Raw genomic sequence first — 15534 nt, 5'->3', positions numbered from 1 at the left:
GGGCGGATCTGCTCAGAGCCCCTCCACCTGGGCTGCAGGCCCCCACGCAGTGTCCGGGGAAGGGGACATGGGCCTGAACCGCCGCCAGAGTCTTCGGGCTGAAAGGCAGCAGCCATGGCGATTAGTTCGTTGCTGAGTGGGCATGCCGTTATTTGGTTCCTCCCGGCTCACGCTGGCCGACAACTGGCCCGTCGTACTCCTCAAAGGCGGCCATGACGATGCCTGGGACAGCCCCCAGACAACAGTCGCCAATGTCCTGCACGGGCGCCGGACCCGGAACCAATTCAAGGACGAAACCGCACAGCGCCGGTACCGTCTTCCCCCTGGCTGCCTCAAGGCGGCGCGTCCGGGCAGCCCATTTGAGCCCAACATATCGTCGAATAGTTCATTTATCCGAAGAGGAATCATGACCAACACCGACCTCATGACAGAGCGCCCCCAGCTAACCATGTGGGCCTCCAGCCTCGCCGAAATCGAGGCCCTGCTGGAGTCCGGGGAGCGCCACCTGCAAATGATGGCCCGTACCTATGGAGACCGGGGAATCCTCGTCACCAAACACTCCCCCGGCCATCTGACACTTCGACTTGATCCAGCAGTCCCCTACGGCATGACATACGAACGAACCGCACACGGTTGAACCCAGCCGGGCTAAAACGCTCAACCTTCGAAAGCGAAAACAGAAAGAGCCCACTTTTTGGAAGGTACTCCTTGAGAATGTCCAACGGGCTCGCCACGCTAGGCCCGCTCTCCGGCATCACACGCGCCGCAATGGATACAGCCAGAGCCCCCAATTATTCAGGGACCGGGCCGCTTGAGCCCCGTACGATCAGGCGCGGTGCGTCCAGCGGTCCTGGCTCGGGAAGGTCCACCCCGAGAATCCTGAGCAGTTCGGTGGCTGCGTGCGCGCCACGTTGCATGCTGTTCCGGGCCACCGTAGTGAGGCCAGGGTTCATATATTCCGCTAACCGCTGGTCGTCAAAGCCCACAACGGAAACGTCGCGGGGAACTTCTATCCCCGTTCCACGCAGATAGTGAATGCCGGCCATTGCCATAACATCCGCCCCATAGATAAATGCCGTTGGCGTGTCTGCGCGGGTCATGGCCTCCTTGGTCGCAGATACCGCGGCATCCGCGGTGTAGTCAGTAGAAACGGTCAGCACCGGTTGCAGTCCTACGGCCGACATGGCGTCCAGAAACGCCTCAGCACGGATCTTTGGCTGGACCCTGGAGAGCGGGCCGCCGATATAGGCGATGCGGCGGTGGCCCAGGGCAAAGAGGTGCCGCACGCTCTCTTCGACGCCGGCGCCGGGGGGATCGTATTCCACGTGCGGAAAGACAACCCCTGGCGGTGTGGGGCCGATGAGAACCGCCGGCAAGCCGAGCTCTGCCAGAAGGCGGAAGCGGGTATCTTCTACCCGCGCGCCTGTCATCAGGACGCCGTCCACCCGTTTGTCGGCTGCCAGGCGCTTGTATGCCTGGTTTTCTTCTTCTGGGTCATTGGAAAAGACGTGCAGCAACAGACCATACCCGGGTTTGGTGATCACGTGCTCGATGCCCATCAGCACCTGTGGCGGCATCGGCATGACATCGGGGCCGGTGATATCCGTGTTCAGGATAAGGCCTACAGCCATTGCTTTGGATTTACGAAGAGCAACTGCCGCACTTGAGCGCGTCCATCCGAGTTCCTCCGCCGCCCTTCTGATCCGGGCTTCCGTGGCTGAGGAAATCCCTCCCCGTCCATTGAATACCCGGGAGACGGCGGCCGGTGACACTCCCGAGCGTGCAGCGACGTCGGCAATGGTCACGTTCTTCACAGGTCTGCTGACCTCAGTCATGTAGCTGGCCTCCTAGGGCAGATAGATAAAGAGTAATCAACACGCCAATGGGAGCGCCGACAGAACCAAGGATGAAACTGCAAAGACTTCCCGATCCTAAGTGAGAACCTCCCGTAACTGGGCTGCGGCAGATTCAAGCGCTGCAACGAAGCGTGCTGAGTCGCTTGGGAGTACGCGGGCGGCAGGGCCCGAGACCGAGATGGCGGTAGGAGTGCGGACCCGTTCGACTGCCCGGGCGAAGCAGCGAACGCCGGGTTCCTGTTCGCCTTCATCCACTGCATAGCCACGCGAGCGTATGAGCGCCAGCTCTTCGAACAGCGCACTTTCGGTGGTGACGGTCGTTGGCGTGTACGCGGGCAGGCCCGTTCGACGGATGATGTCCAGCACACGGTCGTCCGGCAACGCCGCCAGGATTGCCTTGCCCACCCCGGTCGAGTGCGGGTAGACCCGGCGGCCCACTTCGGTAAATATTCGCATCTGGTGCCGGCTGGGAACCTGGGCAACGTACACGATCATGTCGCCATCCAGCATGGCGAGGTTCGATGTCTCACACAGACGCTGTTCTAGCGCCTCGAGCGCAGGGCGCGCCCACGAGCCGAGCAGCTGCGAGGCATCTTCACCCAGTCGGATCAGGCCCGGGCCCAGCCCATAGCTTTTCGATGGAAGCTGTCGTGCATAGCCGGCGGCGACAAGGGTGCGCATGACCCGAAAAGCCGTGGGGACCGGCATATCCAGTTCCGTCGCCACACGGCTGAGACTCGCTTCCCCTCCAAGCCGGGCCAACGTCTCCAGGATCCTGAACGCGCGGACTACCGAGGTGATGGACTGCTGGCCTTCCTGATGCTCCATGAAAGTCCTTTCGCGGTTAATACAAGAAAAATCATTGACTCTACCGACGCAGCGAGACTAAGGTCACTAACTAAATCGATTGAGTAATCTACTCTACCGAAAAATTCCTCTCATTTCATCCACAAGTCATCCCCAATCTCGCGCAGCGACGCGCGACATAACTACGGCAGTTAGGACTCAGGAAATGACCAGCAGGACTCCCCTTATTTCCCGCCGCAGCCTTTTGCTTGCAGGCGGCGGCGCAGCCGGTGCTTTATTCCTCGCCGGTTGCGGTTCCCCTGGAGGGGGAAACGGCAGTAACGCCAAGACGGTCACCGGCGCGAGCTGGGCTGATGGCGTGAACGACCTCGTTTTCGGCTCCATCAAAAGTGATTTTGAAAAGGCGAGCGGCCTGACAGTCAGCCCGCAGGCGCCCGTCCCGTTCTCCGATTACCAGACCAGGTTCCGCACACTGATCGCTGGAGGTTCACCGCCAGACCTCATGCGCCTGAACGATGACTTCCTTCGCGAGATGTCGGACAAGAAGACCATTCTGGACGTCGATTCCTACGTCAAGAAAGACAACGTCGATCCTTCCGGCTACTTCGAGAAGGTCTTCGATTTCACGGCGCTGCCCAACGGCCGGGCAGGGCTCGCGATCGGCACCGCTCCCCGCGTGATGTTTTACAACAAGACGCTTTTCAAGAAGCATGGCGTGCCCCTTCCGCCGACGACTTGGAGTTCCAAGAACTGGACCTGGGACGACTTCCTGGAAACCGCGAAGGCACTCACGACGAAGGATGTCTGGGGCACGATCGTGGTCAAAGACACCGCGTTCGAAAACATCTGGTCCACGAACAACGGCGGGGACGGCATCTTCTCCGAGGACGGCAAAAAGTTCACGCTGGCCGACCCGCAGGGGGTAGAAGCTCTCCAGTGGGCCGCCGACCTGAGCCTCGTGCACAAGGTCGCGCCTCCGTGGGCCGACATCGCCGCCGAGCAAGCCGAACAGCAGCTCTTCGCAGCCGGCAAGAGCGCAATGCTGCTCTCTGCGATGTCGATTGGCACCTATCTCGAGAAGAACATCAAAAACTTTGAATGGGACATCGCACCGATCCCCGCTCGCGTAAATCAGTTCACCGAGGGCTCCATGATCCTCATGGTTATACCGGCCAAGGCGAAGAACCCGGACGGTGCATGGGAGTTCCTGAAGTACATCACCGGCCCTGAAGGCGGCAAGGCATTCGCCGAGAAGCGCGTTTGTGTGCCTCTCAGCCGCAAAGCAGCCGAGTCAATCGTTCCAGGCGCCGGCGCTCCGGCGAACGTCCAGCTGTTCGCAGAAGCAGCCGCACACAACCGCAACGTCTTCTCGACGACCGCAACGGCTGCAGCCGTGGCGATCTACAGGCCAAAACTGCAGCAGGCGCTCATCGGTGAGATCACGGTCGAAGAGGCGCTGTCCAGTTCCCGTTCGCAGGTCGAGGCAGCGTTGGCATGAGTGTGACAACGGCCTTCAAGGCCAGGCTCCGCCCCACGGGCACGAACAGTGGCCGGACACGCAAGCGCAGCCGTTCCGGACTCGTCGGGTGGGTCTTCATCGGTCCGCTGATGCTGGGGATCGTGGCCTTCCAGCTGATCCCGGTGATCGTGTCGATCATCGCGTCCTTCACGAACTGGGACGGCATCACTGATCCGCAGTTCCTGGGAGTCGACAATTATGCCGACCTCGGACAGGACGAACTGTTCTGGACAACACTGCGCAACACACTGCTGTTCACCCTCGGAGTCATCCCGCTCACGACAGTGGGCGCTCTCCTCCTGGCTTTGCTCTGTCACGGCAAAAGCAGGGTCTCGAACGTTGTGTTCCGGACTGCTTACTTCACGCCGTACGTCACCAGCATCGTCGCGATCGGCCTCGTCTGGGGAAAGCTCCTCGCCCCGGAGGGATTCCTCAACAGCGCGTTGGCCCTGGTCGGAATTGACGGTCCCGCATGGTTCACGGACTCGAACTGGGCACTCATCGCCGTGATCGTGATTTCGGCGTGGCAGGGCATCGGCTATCCCATGATCATCCTGCTCGGCGGCCTCGATGGCATTGACGAAAGCCTGCACGAAGCGGCGAAGGTCGATGGTGCCACGGCGGTCCGGCGGTTCTTCAGCGTCACCCTGCCGCTGCTCACTCCGCAGATCTTCTTCGTCCTGGTCACCCAGTTCATCACGTCGTTCCAGGTATTCGCGCTCATTTTCGTGCTCACGAAGGGCGGGCCGGGCCAGGCCACCAACGTCTACATCTACTACCTGTACCAGAACGCCTTCACCTTCGGAAACCTCGGATACGCCTCCGCGATGGCCTGGATCCTGTTCATCATCATCGCGGCCGTCACGTTCCTGCAGCTGCAGCTGCAGAAGCGCTGGGTCTTCTACAACTGACGAGAGCGAGAGAACCGTGACACCCCCTATCACAACCACCCCCGGCGTCAGTTCCCCAAGCCTTACCGCAGGGGACGTGCCTCCGGCACGATCCTCGTGGTCGGCGACACCGGCACGCCGCCCACGGCAGCCTGTCCGCCCCGCAGCTCTGATGGGTCGCAGCGGGAAGCTGCTCCTGATGATGATGCTGGCCATCAGTTTCATCACGCCGCTCATCTGGATGGTTTCCGCGTCGCTGAAGACCGAACAGGATATCGCCGAGAACCCGATGGGCTTCGTCCCGCAAACCTGGGAATGGCAGAACTACGTTGCCGCCTTTGATGCGATCAGGCCATTCTTCATGAACAGCGCCATGCTCGCCGTCGTAAACGTGGCAGGCGTGCTGCTGGTCTCCTCGCTCGCGGGCTTCGCCTTCGCACGCCTCGAGTTCCGGGGACGGGATATCGCGTTTTCCCTCGTCCTCGCAACGGCCATCATCCCCTCTATCGTGCTGATCATCCCGCAGTACATCATCTTCCAGCAGGTCGGATGGGTAGATACGTTCCTGCCCCTCTGGGTCCCGCGTGTCCTGACCCCGGTCTTCGGCACCTTCCTCATGCGGCAGGCATTTCTTACCCTCCCCAAGGAACTGGAAGAGGCGGCCAAACTCGATGGCCTCAACGTCTTCTCGATCTATTCCCGGATCATGCTGCCCCAGGTGAAACCCGCCTTGGCCGCCGTCGGCGTCTTCACGTTCGTCGAATCCTGGAACGACCTGTTCGGCCCGCTCATCTTCATCAACTCAACCGAATTGCAGACCCTGCCCATGGCACTCGCGCAGTTCCAAGGCCAATTCTTCTCCACAACCAACCTTCTAATGGCCGCATCAACCATCACCGTCGTCCCCGTCATCGTCGTGTACCTCCTGGCACAGAAGTACTTCGTGCAAGGCATCGCGACGAGCGGACTCAAGTGAGCACCGGTCCTGCCGGCAGACGGCGATCGATGCAGTTTCGTGCAAAACACTGAAAGGAAAAAGCATTCATGACTACACAACCGTGGTACCGGACAAGCCGTCGATGGGGCCAGACCAATCTCGTGGAAATCGACCCCAGGCGCTACGATGACGCCTGGTGGCGGGACTACTGGCGGCGGACGCGCATCGACGGGGTAATCGTCAACGCCGGAGGCATCGTCGCCTACTACCCCTCAGAGTTCGACCTGCACCACAGGGCCGTCGGCATCAGCGACGACAATGACCTGTACGGCCGTATCGTCGCCTCCGCCCGGGAGGAAGGACTGTCCGTCATCGCCCGCATGGACTCAAACCGGGTGGCAGAGGACTTCTTCCAGGCACACCCGGAATGGATGGCGCGCGACGCAAACGGAGAACCCTACCGGGCCGAAGATAAATGGATCACCTGCGTCAACAGCGACTACTACAACGACTACCTGCTCAAAGTGCTAGCGGAAATCACCCGCCGCTCGGCACCGGACGGCTTCGCTGACAACAGCTGGGCAGGTCTTCCGAGGGACAAAATATGCTACTGCGACAACTGCCGGCGCGGCTTCCGGGACGCTGCCGGCCGGGACCTGCCGGCGCGCACCGACTGGGAGGATAAGGACTACCGGCAGTGGGTCCGCTGGAACTACGACCGCCGGGTCGAGATCTGGCGCCGCAACAATGAAGCGACGACTGCCGCAGGCGGTGAGCACTGCATCTGGATGGGCATGCTCAGCGGGGACCCCAAACACGCGGCCGAACGCTTCAATGACCAGCGCCGCATCCTGCGCGGCTCGCCGTTCGCCATGCTTGACCACCAGTTCCGGTGGCCAGGCGACAGCTTCCACCAGAACGCCGAGGCAGGCAAGCGTATGCACGAACTCGTCGGCTGGGACGCGGTGATGCCGGAGAGCATGCCCATGTACAGCCTGGGAAGGCCAGCATTCCGCCTCGCCTCGATGCCTACCGCAGAAGCCCGGCTCTGGTCAGCCAACGGCTTCGCCGGCGGCATCCAGCCCTGGTGGCACCACATCGGTTCCTTCCACGAGGACCGGCGGCAGTATGAAACAGCGCCGCCGATTTTCCAGTGGCACCAGGAAAACGAGGACGTGCTCTTCGACCGCACACCCGTGGCCGATGTCGGCGTCGTGTGGTCATCGGACAACCACGATTTCTTCGGTCGCGCTTCCGTCGAGACCCGGACGGCCAGCCCGTACCGCGGTGCCATCTCTGCTCTCGTCGAGGCGGGCCTGACCTATGTACCTGTGCACGCCGAGGACATCCGGACCGCGACCGGACGCTTCCAAGTGCTCCTGCTCCCGAACGTCGGCGCCCTGAGCGACGACCAGATCGACGCAGTCCGTGAATTCCACGCCGCCGGCGGCTCCGTCGTCGCCAGCGGAGAAACCTCACTGTACGACGAGGACGGAACACCGCGCGAAGACTACGGCCTGTCCGAAATCCTCGGCGTATCCCTTGCCTCCGGTGACCACGGCGACTGGAACGGAGCCGACCTCAACTTCGAAACAGCCCGAAGCCACACCTACCTTCGCCTTCAACCGTCCCGGAACTCAGCGGGAGGAGCCCTAGACCGAACCGAAGAGGCGGGACCGGACCGGCACCCGGCCCTGGCTGGTTTCGATGACACCGACATCGTCTCCTTCGGAGGCTACCTCCGCGAGTCAACCGTGCTTCCCGGATTCAAAGCACTGGCTACCTTCATCCCCCGGTTCCCCATCTATCCACCCGAAACCGCCTGGATGCGAGAAACAGACAGCAGCACACCCGCGCTCGTCGTAGGCGAATCAGGCACGGGCCGGACAGCGATGGTACTGGCAGATCTGGACCGCATTGCCGACCGCAACCAGCTGCCCGATGCCAGGTCTCTGCTTGCCGGGATCATCCGCTGGGCCATCGGTGATGCATCCCGCGTCTCAGCCGAAAGTCCCGGCGGTATCGCGGTCAACGCCTACCAGCAGAAGGACAGGAGCATCGTCCACCTGACAAACACCCTCGCCACAACCACGATCGCGGCACGCCAGGACCGCGTCTACCCGGTGGGTCCTGTTACCGTTCGAATGGCAAAACCGGCCGCGTCCAGCACCGTTTCGGCTGTTCGACTTCGTGTCCAGGACGCAGACGCGGCGGCCGTAAAGGACCTCGGCGACGCCATTTCCGTGACCGTCGACTCCGTCCACGCCCACGAGCTGCTCGTCATCGACTGGAAGTAACTAGAGTGACCGGGCAACGCAACCCGCTGCCCGGTCACTTGCCCATTCGTAAAAGATCAAGCACCTGGTGCGGTGACACCTGGCCGGCGGACTGAGCCGTGGTGCCCGAGTCCTCGGCGGTGGAGGACCGCGTACGGGGTGGGCCGTTAAATCAGGACCGCCAAATACGGGACTTCAGCCGTCCATGCGCAGTACGGTGAGGGCAATGAATGAGCTGGCTGGAACCGGCGATAGCGGCCGTCGGTGGAGTTGTCCTCGTATATGCGGTTTTGCTGGTCCTGCCATGGCTGTACGCCCGTCGACACCCGGAAACGCTCGGCATGAGGGAAGCCCTGTGGCTGACGGGTCTCCCGACCCTGGAGCGCCGGCTCCGCGCTGACCGATCTCTCCAACACAGCATCCGGATCCGCCTGGTCCTGTTGTTGGTCTACCTGGCATGGCCCATCGACCTGGTGCCCGACTTTCTGCCCTTCATCGGGCACGCCGACGGCGTGATCATCGTGGCGTTTGTCCTGCGCTCTTTCATCCGCACAGCGGGCGCCCACCCATTTGCAAAGCACTGGCCGGTCACCCCGCAGGCCTCGCCGTGGTCCTGAGCCTGGCCGGCATTAGCACCCCTGAGCCGTCACGGGAGCGGCCGAACAGGAAGCCCGTATAAATGAATTCGCGCGTACTTGGAAGGTAAGGAATGAGGATAGCCCGAGCCAGAATCGGCAACGAAGAACATTTCGGCCACGTCACCGGCAGCGAGAAAGGACTCCTTTTCCATGTCCTCAACGGGGACCCACTTCACGCGGGCCTCTCTATTGCCCGGACCGGACAGGAACTTCCCCTTGAAAACGTACAACTGCTCGCCCCTGTGGCCGGCCCAACAAAGATCGTGGGCTTCGGCAAGAACTTCACGGGAGCACCAAAGGTGACCTCATGGCGGGAGGGAAGTCCCGTCACTTTCCTCAAACCACCGTCCGCCGTTATCGGACCGGGCGAAACGATCCTGCTCCCATCAGGTGCCCGCGAAGTTGAACTAGAAGCCGAACTCGCGGTAGTAATCGGCACGCGGACACACCGAATTCAGCACAGCGACGCGCTCGACCACGCGTTTGGCTACACAGTGGTGAACGACGTCACAGCAAAGGATTACATGACAGACGGTCACTGGACCCGACCCAAGGGCTACGACACATTTTGCCCAGTCGGGCCCTGGATCGAAACCGAACTGGATCCCCGGGACGTAATGGTCCAAGGCGCCGTGGACGGTGTCATAGTCCAACGAGGCTCCACGGCTGACATGGTTTTGGACGTAGCCGGGCTGATTGCTTACGCAGCCGACATTTTCACGCTTGAACCCGGAGATCTGATCCTAACGGGCAGCCCACCAGGACGGACAACACTGGTTGCCGGCCAGAAGGTCACGGTTTCCGTGGACGGCATCGGGGAATTGATCAACCCTGTGGAGTTGGCAAGGTGATGGTTCGCCGGCCTGGAGCCGGCCGGTCTCGCTATGAGAACGACCGCGGGTTATCTCTCGGTTTCCGGCACCTCATCCAGGTTGCCGCACCTTCGTGACTCTGAACTGCATCCCAACCTGACGTCCCCAGGACGGGCACCTTGACGCGCCTTTGGGAAGGCCCTGGAACTCGAGCTGACACAACCAGGGTTGGAGGCTCGCGTGGCCGGTCAGGGGATCGGTACGTGCGCGTGAGCACGCTGGACCAGAACGAGGAACGCCAGCTCGACGGCCATGTCCTGGACGGGTGTTCACGAACAAGGCCTCCGGCAGGGACCGGCCAGACCACAGCTGGCAGAACTCCTGGGCTTTGCCCGTGACGGGCATACCGTCGTGGTGCACAGCATGCACCGGCTGGCCCGAAACCTTGATGACCTGCGCGCCCTGGTCCAGTGCCTGACCCGCAAAGGGGCGCGGGTTGAGTTCGATAAAGAGAACTTGCTTTCACCCGGGAGGTCTCCCATGGCCACCCTCATGCTCTCGGTCTGGGAGCCTTCGCCGAGTTCGAACGCTCGCTGATCAGGGAGCGGCAGCGCGAAGGTACCGCCCTGGCCAGGCAGCGCGACGCCTACAAGGGCCGGAAGAAAACCCTCACGCCGGAACCGGCACCAGTGCTGGTGCGGCGGGCGGCCAACGGGTCCCACGTATGCCCTCGCCACGGATTACGGCATCAGCCGGGAAACGGCGTACCAGTACCTGCGCCAGGCCAAGCTGTCCTGAACCCTCCCTTCAGCCGATTCCTTAAGGCCGGGTTCGGCCCGCTCGAGCGCGGCGACGAGGTACCTCAGTTGGGAAGCAGCTGTGCGCTCCGGACGATGCCCGGTCGGGGTGCCTGGACAACCGCCTCGCCATCCTCGACCAGTCGTCAATCCATAAGCAGGTCCGGATCGACCCGTACCTCTGATTTGCTGACATTAGGGCCGAACGGGTGTGGTTGCATCTCTTCCTACAACGGTTGTCCACGGGCGAGCGGTCCAGGACGTCACGATGCCAGCGGTGACGTATGGATCGGCGGCCGCAAAAGCTCTTGCAGCCCCGAGTGCGTTCTCGCCGGTGAAGATCAGCAAGCCACTGAACGGCCCGTCACCAACGGCTCCGCCAAGCAGAAGCTCTCCCCGCTCGACTGCTTCCCACGCCGCCCTGAGGTGGTCTGAGCGATGAGCTTCGCGGGTTTGAAGGTAGTTGTCTTCGTAGCTGTATTCAAGCACGGCGTGCATTCTTGTTAGTCCATTTCATTTTCGAGGGGAGCGCTGCTGGCAACTTAGCCCGAGTCACTTCGAACGCCAAAGGGACGACCGCTTCAGTCGACAAGTCTAGACGTGGAGGTCGAATACGTAAGCCACTGTTCCCTGTTCGAGGGCGGCAGCGATCACCCCAGAGGATGGCAGTGCGGCTCGCACCCCCGATGAGGGAGTCCATAGGTATAGGAACCGACAGCGATGGTCTGCGGCGATCCGTCCAGCGGCAACCGGCGTGCAGTCCGGGCGGCACAAGGTGTCAATGGCCATAAGCTGTGGAATCCCAAACTGACGTCAGGCAGCAGCCTCTCAAAAAACCGTCAGACTAGGGTCCAAAAGAGCGGTTCCTGACGCCGCTGGCGGAAAGACTTAGAGTCCAACCACGCCCGCACCTGCGGAAAGCCATCGCGGCCGGTCCAAATCCCGCGTACGGCGCCCGGCTGTCAGCGCCCCAGACACTCAACCCATCGCATCCCTCGCCCTGTTCTCATGGCGTCCAGACGGTGGCTTCCGGCAAACCTTGGAGAGCTAGAGACGTGAGCACAGATAGTCATGCAGTCAGCCGAAAGCCCTGCCATGAACAGGCGTGGAGGCAGAAACAGGCAACACCACGGCACAGTTAGCTCGGCAACTTCAGAAGGTCATGCAGTTCCAACCCCGGCCGACCATGAGTCAGCAAAACAGTCCACCACAACCGAAAAGGAGGAACAGGATGAACAACCAACGACAAGCAGAAGAAAAATTTTCCGTCGAACGTTTTCAAATCACGTTGGCCGACCTCATAGCGTGGCGACCTCCTTCGAACATCTCATGGCCACCACAACCAACGAGGCCATGACTAGAACCTTCGCCCAGCGAGACAGCCAAGGTCCGGCGCCTCCAGCTTGACGGAATTTCGATTATCGGGGTTCGGAAAACTGGGATGGAAATGGCCCGCGGAAACTCCTCAGTTGATGAACAATTCCAGTTGTCTGGTGAACGGAGGGTGAGTCAACTAATCTCCGCAGGAAGCGGCATGTCAGGCTCGATGAGGGACTTCACCGCCTCAAGGCGTACCCGTTGCTCCGGCGTTGGTGGCCAGCGTCTAGCGCAGTGGTTCGGCGACCTGGAGATGAGCCGCAGCTGCTCACGTCCGGCATGCCTCATAGGCCGCCGGTCTGTCAGCCGTTCGGCTGGCGCCCGAGGTATGGCCGCAGGGACCTCGTGGGATCTGACCTCGCTCAGTTGCGGGAGGCCGCCTGCAGAACACCCCGGCAGGCCGCCTCCCGAATGGTTAGGGCATGATCTTGTACAGGTCGATGACGGTCTCGTCCGGGGGTGATGTGAATCCGCCCTCGATACCCGCCTGCATGCGCGGCATAAGGATTTCGTCGCGGAATTTCTCCCAGCTTTCCTTCGAATCGTGGACTGCCATGATCGTCCAACCACCGGCTGAAGGACCTGCGGCGTGGAACGTCTGGCCGTCCGGCAGGAGCCCCTCTCCTGGATGAACGGCGGCAATTGAGGCTTCGTATTGCTCCTTGGTTCCTCCTGGGAAGAAGTGCACGATTCCGTATGGGGCGGCGTCCATGTTTGCTCCTTTGCTTGTATGGACGGGTGGTGGACATGCCCAGAACTAGACCTCACCGATAGGGATGTCAAGATACTTTCGGTCAACCTTAATCGGGCCCCGGAACCGTCGGCGGTATCGCCGGCGGTCGAGTGGCGTGGGCGCATGTCGGGGCGTGCGGTGTTTTCACGGACCGCAGCATATATTCAGGCGGAGTTGACATGATAGCTCCATGGATTCTGAAAAACCCGCGGCTAGACGGTCTCTGCTGCTGGGTACGGCTGCCGCGGCGGGCGGCGCGCTGGCCCTGTCCGCCTGCTCTGTCTCACCGTCGGGCAGCAGCGCCGTCCCAGCGGATCCCGGCGCTTCGGCTCCATCTGGCCGTCCCTTCCGGATCGGCAAGCTCAGTGACGTAAATGTTGGCGGCTCCGCTACGGGGAAAGCCAACGGAAAGACCGTCGTTGTTTTTAGACCTGAGGACCGCCAGGTCGTGGCATATGACGCAACGTGCACCCACGCCGGCTGCACGGTGGCGCCGGCCGGTACGAACTTTGAATGCCCCTGTCACGGCTCCACGTTCAACGGATCGGACGGCAGCGTCATCAGCGGGCCGGCGCGCCGTCCTCTCCTGCGCCTGACCGCCGCGATCGACGGGGACTGGATCACGGTCGTTGCCTGACACCGGATCGAGGAGAGGCGGCCAGGAACAAGGGCCTCGTTTCGGGACAGCTCTCAGCATTGCGGTGGGTGCTCGGCGACGACTGGGACAACTTGGACAGGTAGTACCCTCCGCAGCCCGACGATTATCGGCTAGACAATTCGATCGGCCGGTTGACTACAGGCAGGCTGAGTATCCATCTTCTTTACGAAATTTCCCTTAGCCGCGTTACGAAACGCCCGCGGGAGGGCCGTGAAAGGGCCGTTTTCAATAACGACGGGGAATCAAACGGTCCGGCGCACCGAATCAGGATCCCTGGTTCCGGTGCAGTTGCTCGACGGACGCCTCGGCGGATGGGATTCTGGACCAGGGCAGCAGACGGGCAGCCTCGGCTCGTCGGTCTGTAGCTCCCGGACACGTCGAGGCCATCTGGAACTGAGGTAAAGAAGTGAATTCCACTGCTGCAATCCCTGTCACCGCCGTGCGCGTGGCCGAGCTGGTTCCCGAAGGCGAACCGATGCCGGTCTACGTGCACGTTATTGACCACCCCGACGCGCGTGTGCTGGTCGACACCGGCATGACCCAGCTTCATCCTGCCGTCGCCGACATGGACCCCCGCCTTTACCCGTTGCAGGAACAGGACTTCGACATCCAAAGTGTCGACATCGTCGTCAACACCCACCTGCACTTCGACCACTGCGGAGGCAATCACCTCTTCGCGGGCAAGCCCATCTACGTGCAGCGCCAGGAACTCGACGACGCCCGCAACCAGAATGACTACACCATCCCCGAATGGGTGGACCCGCCCGGAATGCACTACGTGACCGTCGACGGCGAGTTGGAACTCCTTCCCGGACTACGACTCCTTTCAGCGCCAGGGCACACCCGGGGCTCACAAGTCGTTGTCATCGACGGAGACGAAGGCCCGACCGTCATCGCCGGAGACACGGCAGTCTGGTTCGACGAACTCGACAATCCCCGCACGGAGGGCCAGCTACTGGTTCGTTCTCTGAACCCTGCAATGGTTTGGCTCGCTCACCAGCACAAGCCATGGACACCAGAAGTCACAGCCCCTCGGTGAACCATCACCAGGGAGTGAACTTAATTGCCGACGACTGCCCGGCCAGCTTGGCGGAAGGGGCTACGACGTCGCAGCGAACCCAACGCGGTCTCATTCCTGGCCCGGTTCGGTCAGGAGACGGTGATGGTCGGCTACCCGAAGGCACACCTCCGGGTCGAAACCGACGGCGCCGACGACATGGACCTGTTCGTCCTGGTGCAGATGCTCGACGCCCACGGAACTCCGCTGCAGGCGTTCACCGTACCCACCCCGAGCGCCGTGGCCCATGACCTCACCGGGCGCGATCGTCGAGATCGAGATCGCGTTCCACCCCGGCGAGCAACTCTGTTTTGTCATCAGCTCCCCCAACCTGCTCGGGACACTGATGCCCGCCATCCGCGATTACGTTGGAACCAACACCGGCAGGCACGTCATCCACTCCGGTGGTCAGCACGTCTCGTACCTGCAGTTGCCCATCCGGGCCCTCAAACCGCAGCGGAAACGCCCGGAGGACGCCAAACGTGAAGAACACCGACACGAACGCAACCATGGAATCCGCGCCGGAACACTCGGTGCGCCTAGTCGGCGACACACGCTGCTCGTCATCGTCTGGAACATGCTCCACGACGGAGTCGCCTATGACGAACCTGGCATCGATCATAACGACAATAAGAACCCCGAACGCGCCAGAAAACGCCTCCAGCGCCGAATTCTCGCGCTCGGATTCGAGCCCAACCTCATGCCTATTTCCGCAGGGGGGGTCACCTTCGTTTTCTTAGTAGACCGAGGAAACCTGATTTGCGGTTCGACACAAATTCCTTAGATAAACCTTGGGGTCATCCCCTCAGTTCTGAGCGCTACCGGGACCATTTGCGCCACAGGGCCTCGTGCGCATCCCAAGATCCAGGGGCAAGACTATGTCGGTCCTGAAGTTGAAGGTGCCGCGACCTGAGAACCCGGGACCGGCCGGGTCCAGTACGCACTCCCCCAGCAGCGCTGGGCCCGGCAGCACCCCCCACTGAAGTGCTGCTGCTCACCACCGGAGAAGAAATGCAGCAGACAGCCCCGGAGGGCGATATCCAGGCTTGCATCCAGCATGCACCAAGGAACCCATGTGCGAGTTGACTGTCCGGCTAACCGAAATTGTTCGCGACACTTCGAAACCGGCCCGCCGGGCCTGGCGTCACACTGACCCCCGCGCATTCCGACCGCGCCC

Annotated in this window: 14 protein-coding genes and 1 pseudogene; 11 read left to right on the top strand and 4 right to left on the bottom strand. The window is 61.8% G+C overall.

Annotation, left to right across the window (positions count from 1 at the left end):
• Window positions 1-406: 406 nt before the first annotated feature.
• Window positions 407-637, top strand: coding sequence for a hypothetical protein (locus ACFQ50_RS06140; protein ID WP_377994640.1), 231 nt, complete (start codon window positions 407-409; stop codon window positions 635-637).
• Window positions 638-791: 154 nt separating this feature from the next.
• On the opposite strand, the gene ACFQ50_RS06135 is transcribed toward ACFQ50_RS06140, so the two are convergent.
• A complete protein-coding gene (locus tag ACFQ50_RS06135) occupies window positions 792-1835 on the bottom strand; it encodes a LacI family DNA-binding transcriptional regulator (RefSeq protein ID WP_377994638.1) in 1044 nt (347 codons plus the stop codon).
• 96 nt (window positions 1836-1931) lie between these two features.
• Window positions 1932-2684, bottom strand: coding sequence for an IclR family transcriptional regulator (locus tag ACFQ50_RS06130; protein WP_377994637.1), 753 nt, complete (start codon window positions 2682-2684; stop codon window positions 1932-1934).
• A 184-nt stretch (window positions 2685-2868) separates the two neighbouring features.
• Between ACFQ50_RS06130 and ACFQ50_RS06125 the strand changes: the two genes are divergently transcribed.
• The 7 genes and pseudogenes from ACFQ50_RS06125 (at window position 2869) to ACFQ50_RS06095 (ending at window position 10533) form a co-directional block, all read left to right on the top strand.
• Window positions 2869-4161, top strand: a complete 1293-nt coding sequence (locus ACFQ50_RS06125) for an ABC transporter substrate-binding protein (RefSeq protein ID WP_377994636.1) — start codon at window positions 2869-2871, stop codon at window positions 4159-4161.
• Window positions 4158-5093: a carbohydrate ABC transporter permease gene (locus ACFQ50_RS06120; protein WP_377994635.1), complete on the top strand. Its 936-nt coding sequence runs from the start codon at window positions 4158-4160 to the stop codon at window positions 5091-5093. The genes ACFQ50_RS06125 and ACFQ50_RS06120 overlap by 4 nt, the downstream gene beginning before the upstream one ends.
• Window positions 5094-5244: 151 nt before the next feature.
• Window positions 5245-6048 carry a carbohydrate ABC transporter permease gene (locus tag ACFQ50_RS06115; protein WP_377994634.1) on the top strand — a complete coding sequence of 268 codons (804 nt, stop codon included), beginning with the start codon at window positions 5245-5247 and terminating at the stop codon, window positions 6046-6048.
• A gap of 68 nt (window positions 6049-6116) precedes the next feature.
• Complete coding sequence (locus ACFQ50_RS06110; RefSeq protein WP_377994633.1) at window positions 6117-8306, top strand: hypothetical protein; 2190 nt, start codon at window positions 6117-6119, stop codon at window positions 8304-8306.
• A 209-nt stretch (window positions 8307-8515) separates the two neighbouring features.
• Complete coding sequence (locus ACFQ50_RS06105) at window positions 8516-8902, top strand: YkvA family protein (RefSeq protein WP_377994632.1); 387 nt, start codon at window positions 8516-8518, stop codon at window positions 8900-8902.
• A 92-nt stretch (window positions 8903-8994) separates the two neighbouring features.
• Entirely contained in the window at window positions 8995-9774 is a 780-nt protein-coding gene (locus ACFQ50_RS06100; protein ID WP_377994631.1) for a fumarylacetoacetate hydrolase family protein, read from the top strand.
• A gap of 224 nt (window positions 9775-9998) precedes the next feature.
• A pseudogene (locus tag ACFQ50_RS06095) lies at window positions 9999-10533 on the top strand (recombinase family protein).
• Between the two features lie 194 nt (window positions 10534-10727).
• On the opposite strand, the gene ACFQ50_RS06090 reads toward ACFQ50_RS06095, so the two are convergent.
• Together ACFQ50_RS06090 and ACFQ50_RS06085 are read right to left on the bottom strand one after the other, a co-directional pair.
• Entirely contained in the window at window positions 10728-11030 is a 303-nt protein-coding gene (locus ACFQ50_RS06090; protein WP_377994630.1) for a YciI-like protein, read from the bottom strand.
• A 1294-nt stretch (window positions 11031-12324) separates the two neighbouring features.
• Window positions 12325-12621: a hypothetical protein gene (locus ACFQ50_RS06085; protein WP_377994629.1), complete on the bottom strand. Its 297-nt coding sequence runs from the start codon at window positions 12619-12621 to the stop codon at window positions 12325-12327.
• Window positions 12622-12832: 211 nt separating this feature from the next.
• On the opposite strand from ACFQ50_RS06085, the gene ACFQ50_RS06080 reads away from it, so the two are divergent.
• The 3 genes from ACFQ50_RS06080 (at window position 12833) to ACFQ50_RS06070 (ending at window position 15141) form a co-directional block, all read left to right on the top strand.
• Window positions 12833-13279: a ubiquinol-cytochrome c reductase iron-sulfur subunit gene (locus tag ACFQ50_RS06080; protein WP_377994628.1), complete on the top strand. Its 447-nt coding sequence runs from the start codon at window positions 12833-12835 to the stop codon at window positions 13277-13279.
• A 427-nt stretch (window positions 13280-13706) separates the two neighbouring features.
• Window positions 13707-14339 carry an MBL fold metallo-hydrolase gene (locus ACFQ50_RS06075; protein WP_377994627.1) on the top strand — a complete coding sequence of 211 codons (633 nt, stop codon included), beginning with the start codon at window positions 13707-13709 and terminating at the stop codon, window positions 14337-14339.
• Between the two features lie 265 nt (window positions 14340-14604).
• The gene (locus ACFQ50_RS06070; RefSeq protein WP_377994696.1) at window positions 14605-15141 is read left to right on the top strand and encodes a hypothetical protein; all 537 of its coding nucleotides are present in this window, start codon (window positions 14605-14607) and stop codon (window positions 15139-15141) included.
• The last annotated feature ends 393 nt before the right edge of the window (window positions 15142-15534 follow it).

It is taken from the genome of Arthrobacter sp. NPDC056493, from assembly GCF_042795115.1.
Taxonomy (GTDB): domain Bacteria; phylum Actinomycetota; class Actinomycetes; order Actinomycetales; family Micrococcaceae; genus Arthrobacter.
Note: the sequence above shows the minus strand (reverse complement) of the source record. Positions and strands in the feature narration are given on the sequence as shown.

Bases quoted from the DNA above. Each gene is read 5' to 3' on its own strand.
- ACFQ50_RS06140 (WP_377994640.1), top strand. From the start codon at position 407: ATGACCAACACCGACCTCATGACAGAGCGCCCCCAGCTAACCATGTGG.
- ACFQ50_RS06135 (WP_377994638.1), bottom strand. From the start codon at position 1,835: ATGACTGAGGTCAGCAGACCTGTGAAGAACGTGACCATTGCCGACGTC.
- ACFQ50_RS06130 (WP_377994637.1), bottom strand. From the start codon at position 2,684: ATGGAGCATCAGGAAGGCCAGCAGTCCATCACCTCGGTAGTCCGCGCG.
- ACFQ50_RS06125 (WP_377994636.1), top strand. From the start codon at position 2,869: ATGACCAGCAGGACTCCCCTTATTTCCCGCCGCAGCCTTTTGCTTGCA.
- ACFQ50_RS06120 (WP_377994635.1), top strand. From the start codon at position 4,158: ATGAGTGTGACAACGGCCTTCAAGGCCAGGCTCCGCCCCACGGGCACG.
- ACFQ50_RS06115 (WP_377994634.1), top strand. From the start codon at position 5,245: ATGGGTCGCAGCGGGAAGCTGCTCCTGATGATGATGCTGGCCATCAGT.
- ACFQ50_RS06110 (WP_377994633.1), top strand. From the start codon at position 6,117: ATGACTACACAACCGTGGTACCGGACAAGCCGTCGATGGGGCCAGACC.
- ACFQ50_RS06105 (WP_377994632.1), top strand. From the start codon at position 8,516: ATGAGCTGGCTGGAACCGGCGATAGCGGCCGTCGGTGGAGTTGTCCTC.
- ACFQ50_RS06100 (WP_377994631.1), top strand. From the start codon at position 8,995: ATGAGGATAGCCCGAGCCAGAATCGGCAACGAAGAACATTTCGGCCAC.
- ACFQ50_RS06090 (WP_377994630.1), bottom strand. From the start codon at position 11,030: ATGCACGCCGTGCTTGAATACAGCTACGAAGACAACTACCTTCAAACC.
- ACFQ50_RS06085 (WP_377994629.1), bottom strand. From the start codon at position 12,621: ATGGACGCCGCCCCATACGGAATCGTGCACTTCTTCCCAGGAGGAACC.
- ACFQ50_RS06080 (WP_377994628.1), top strand. From the start codon at position 12,833: ATGGATTCTGAAAAACCCGCGGCTAGACGGTCTCTGCTGCTGGGTACG.
- ACFQ50_RS06070 (WP_377994696.1), top strand. From the start codon at position 14,605: ATGACCTCACCGGGCGCGATCGTCGAGATCGAGATCGCGTTCCACCCC.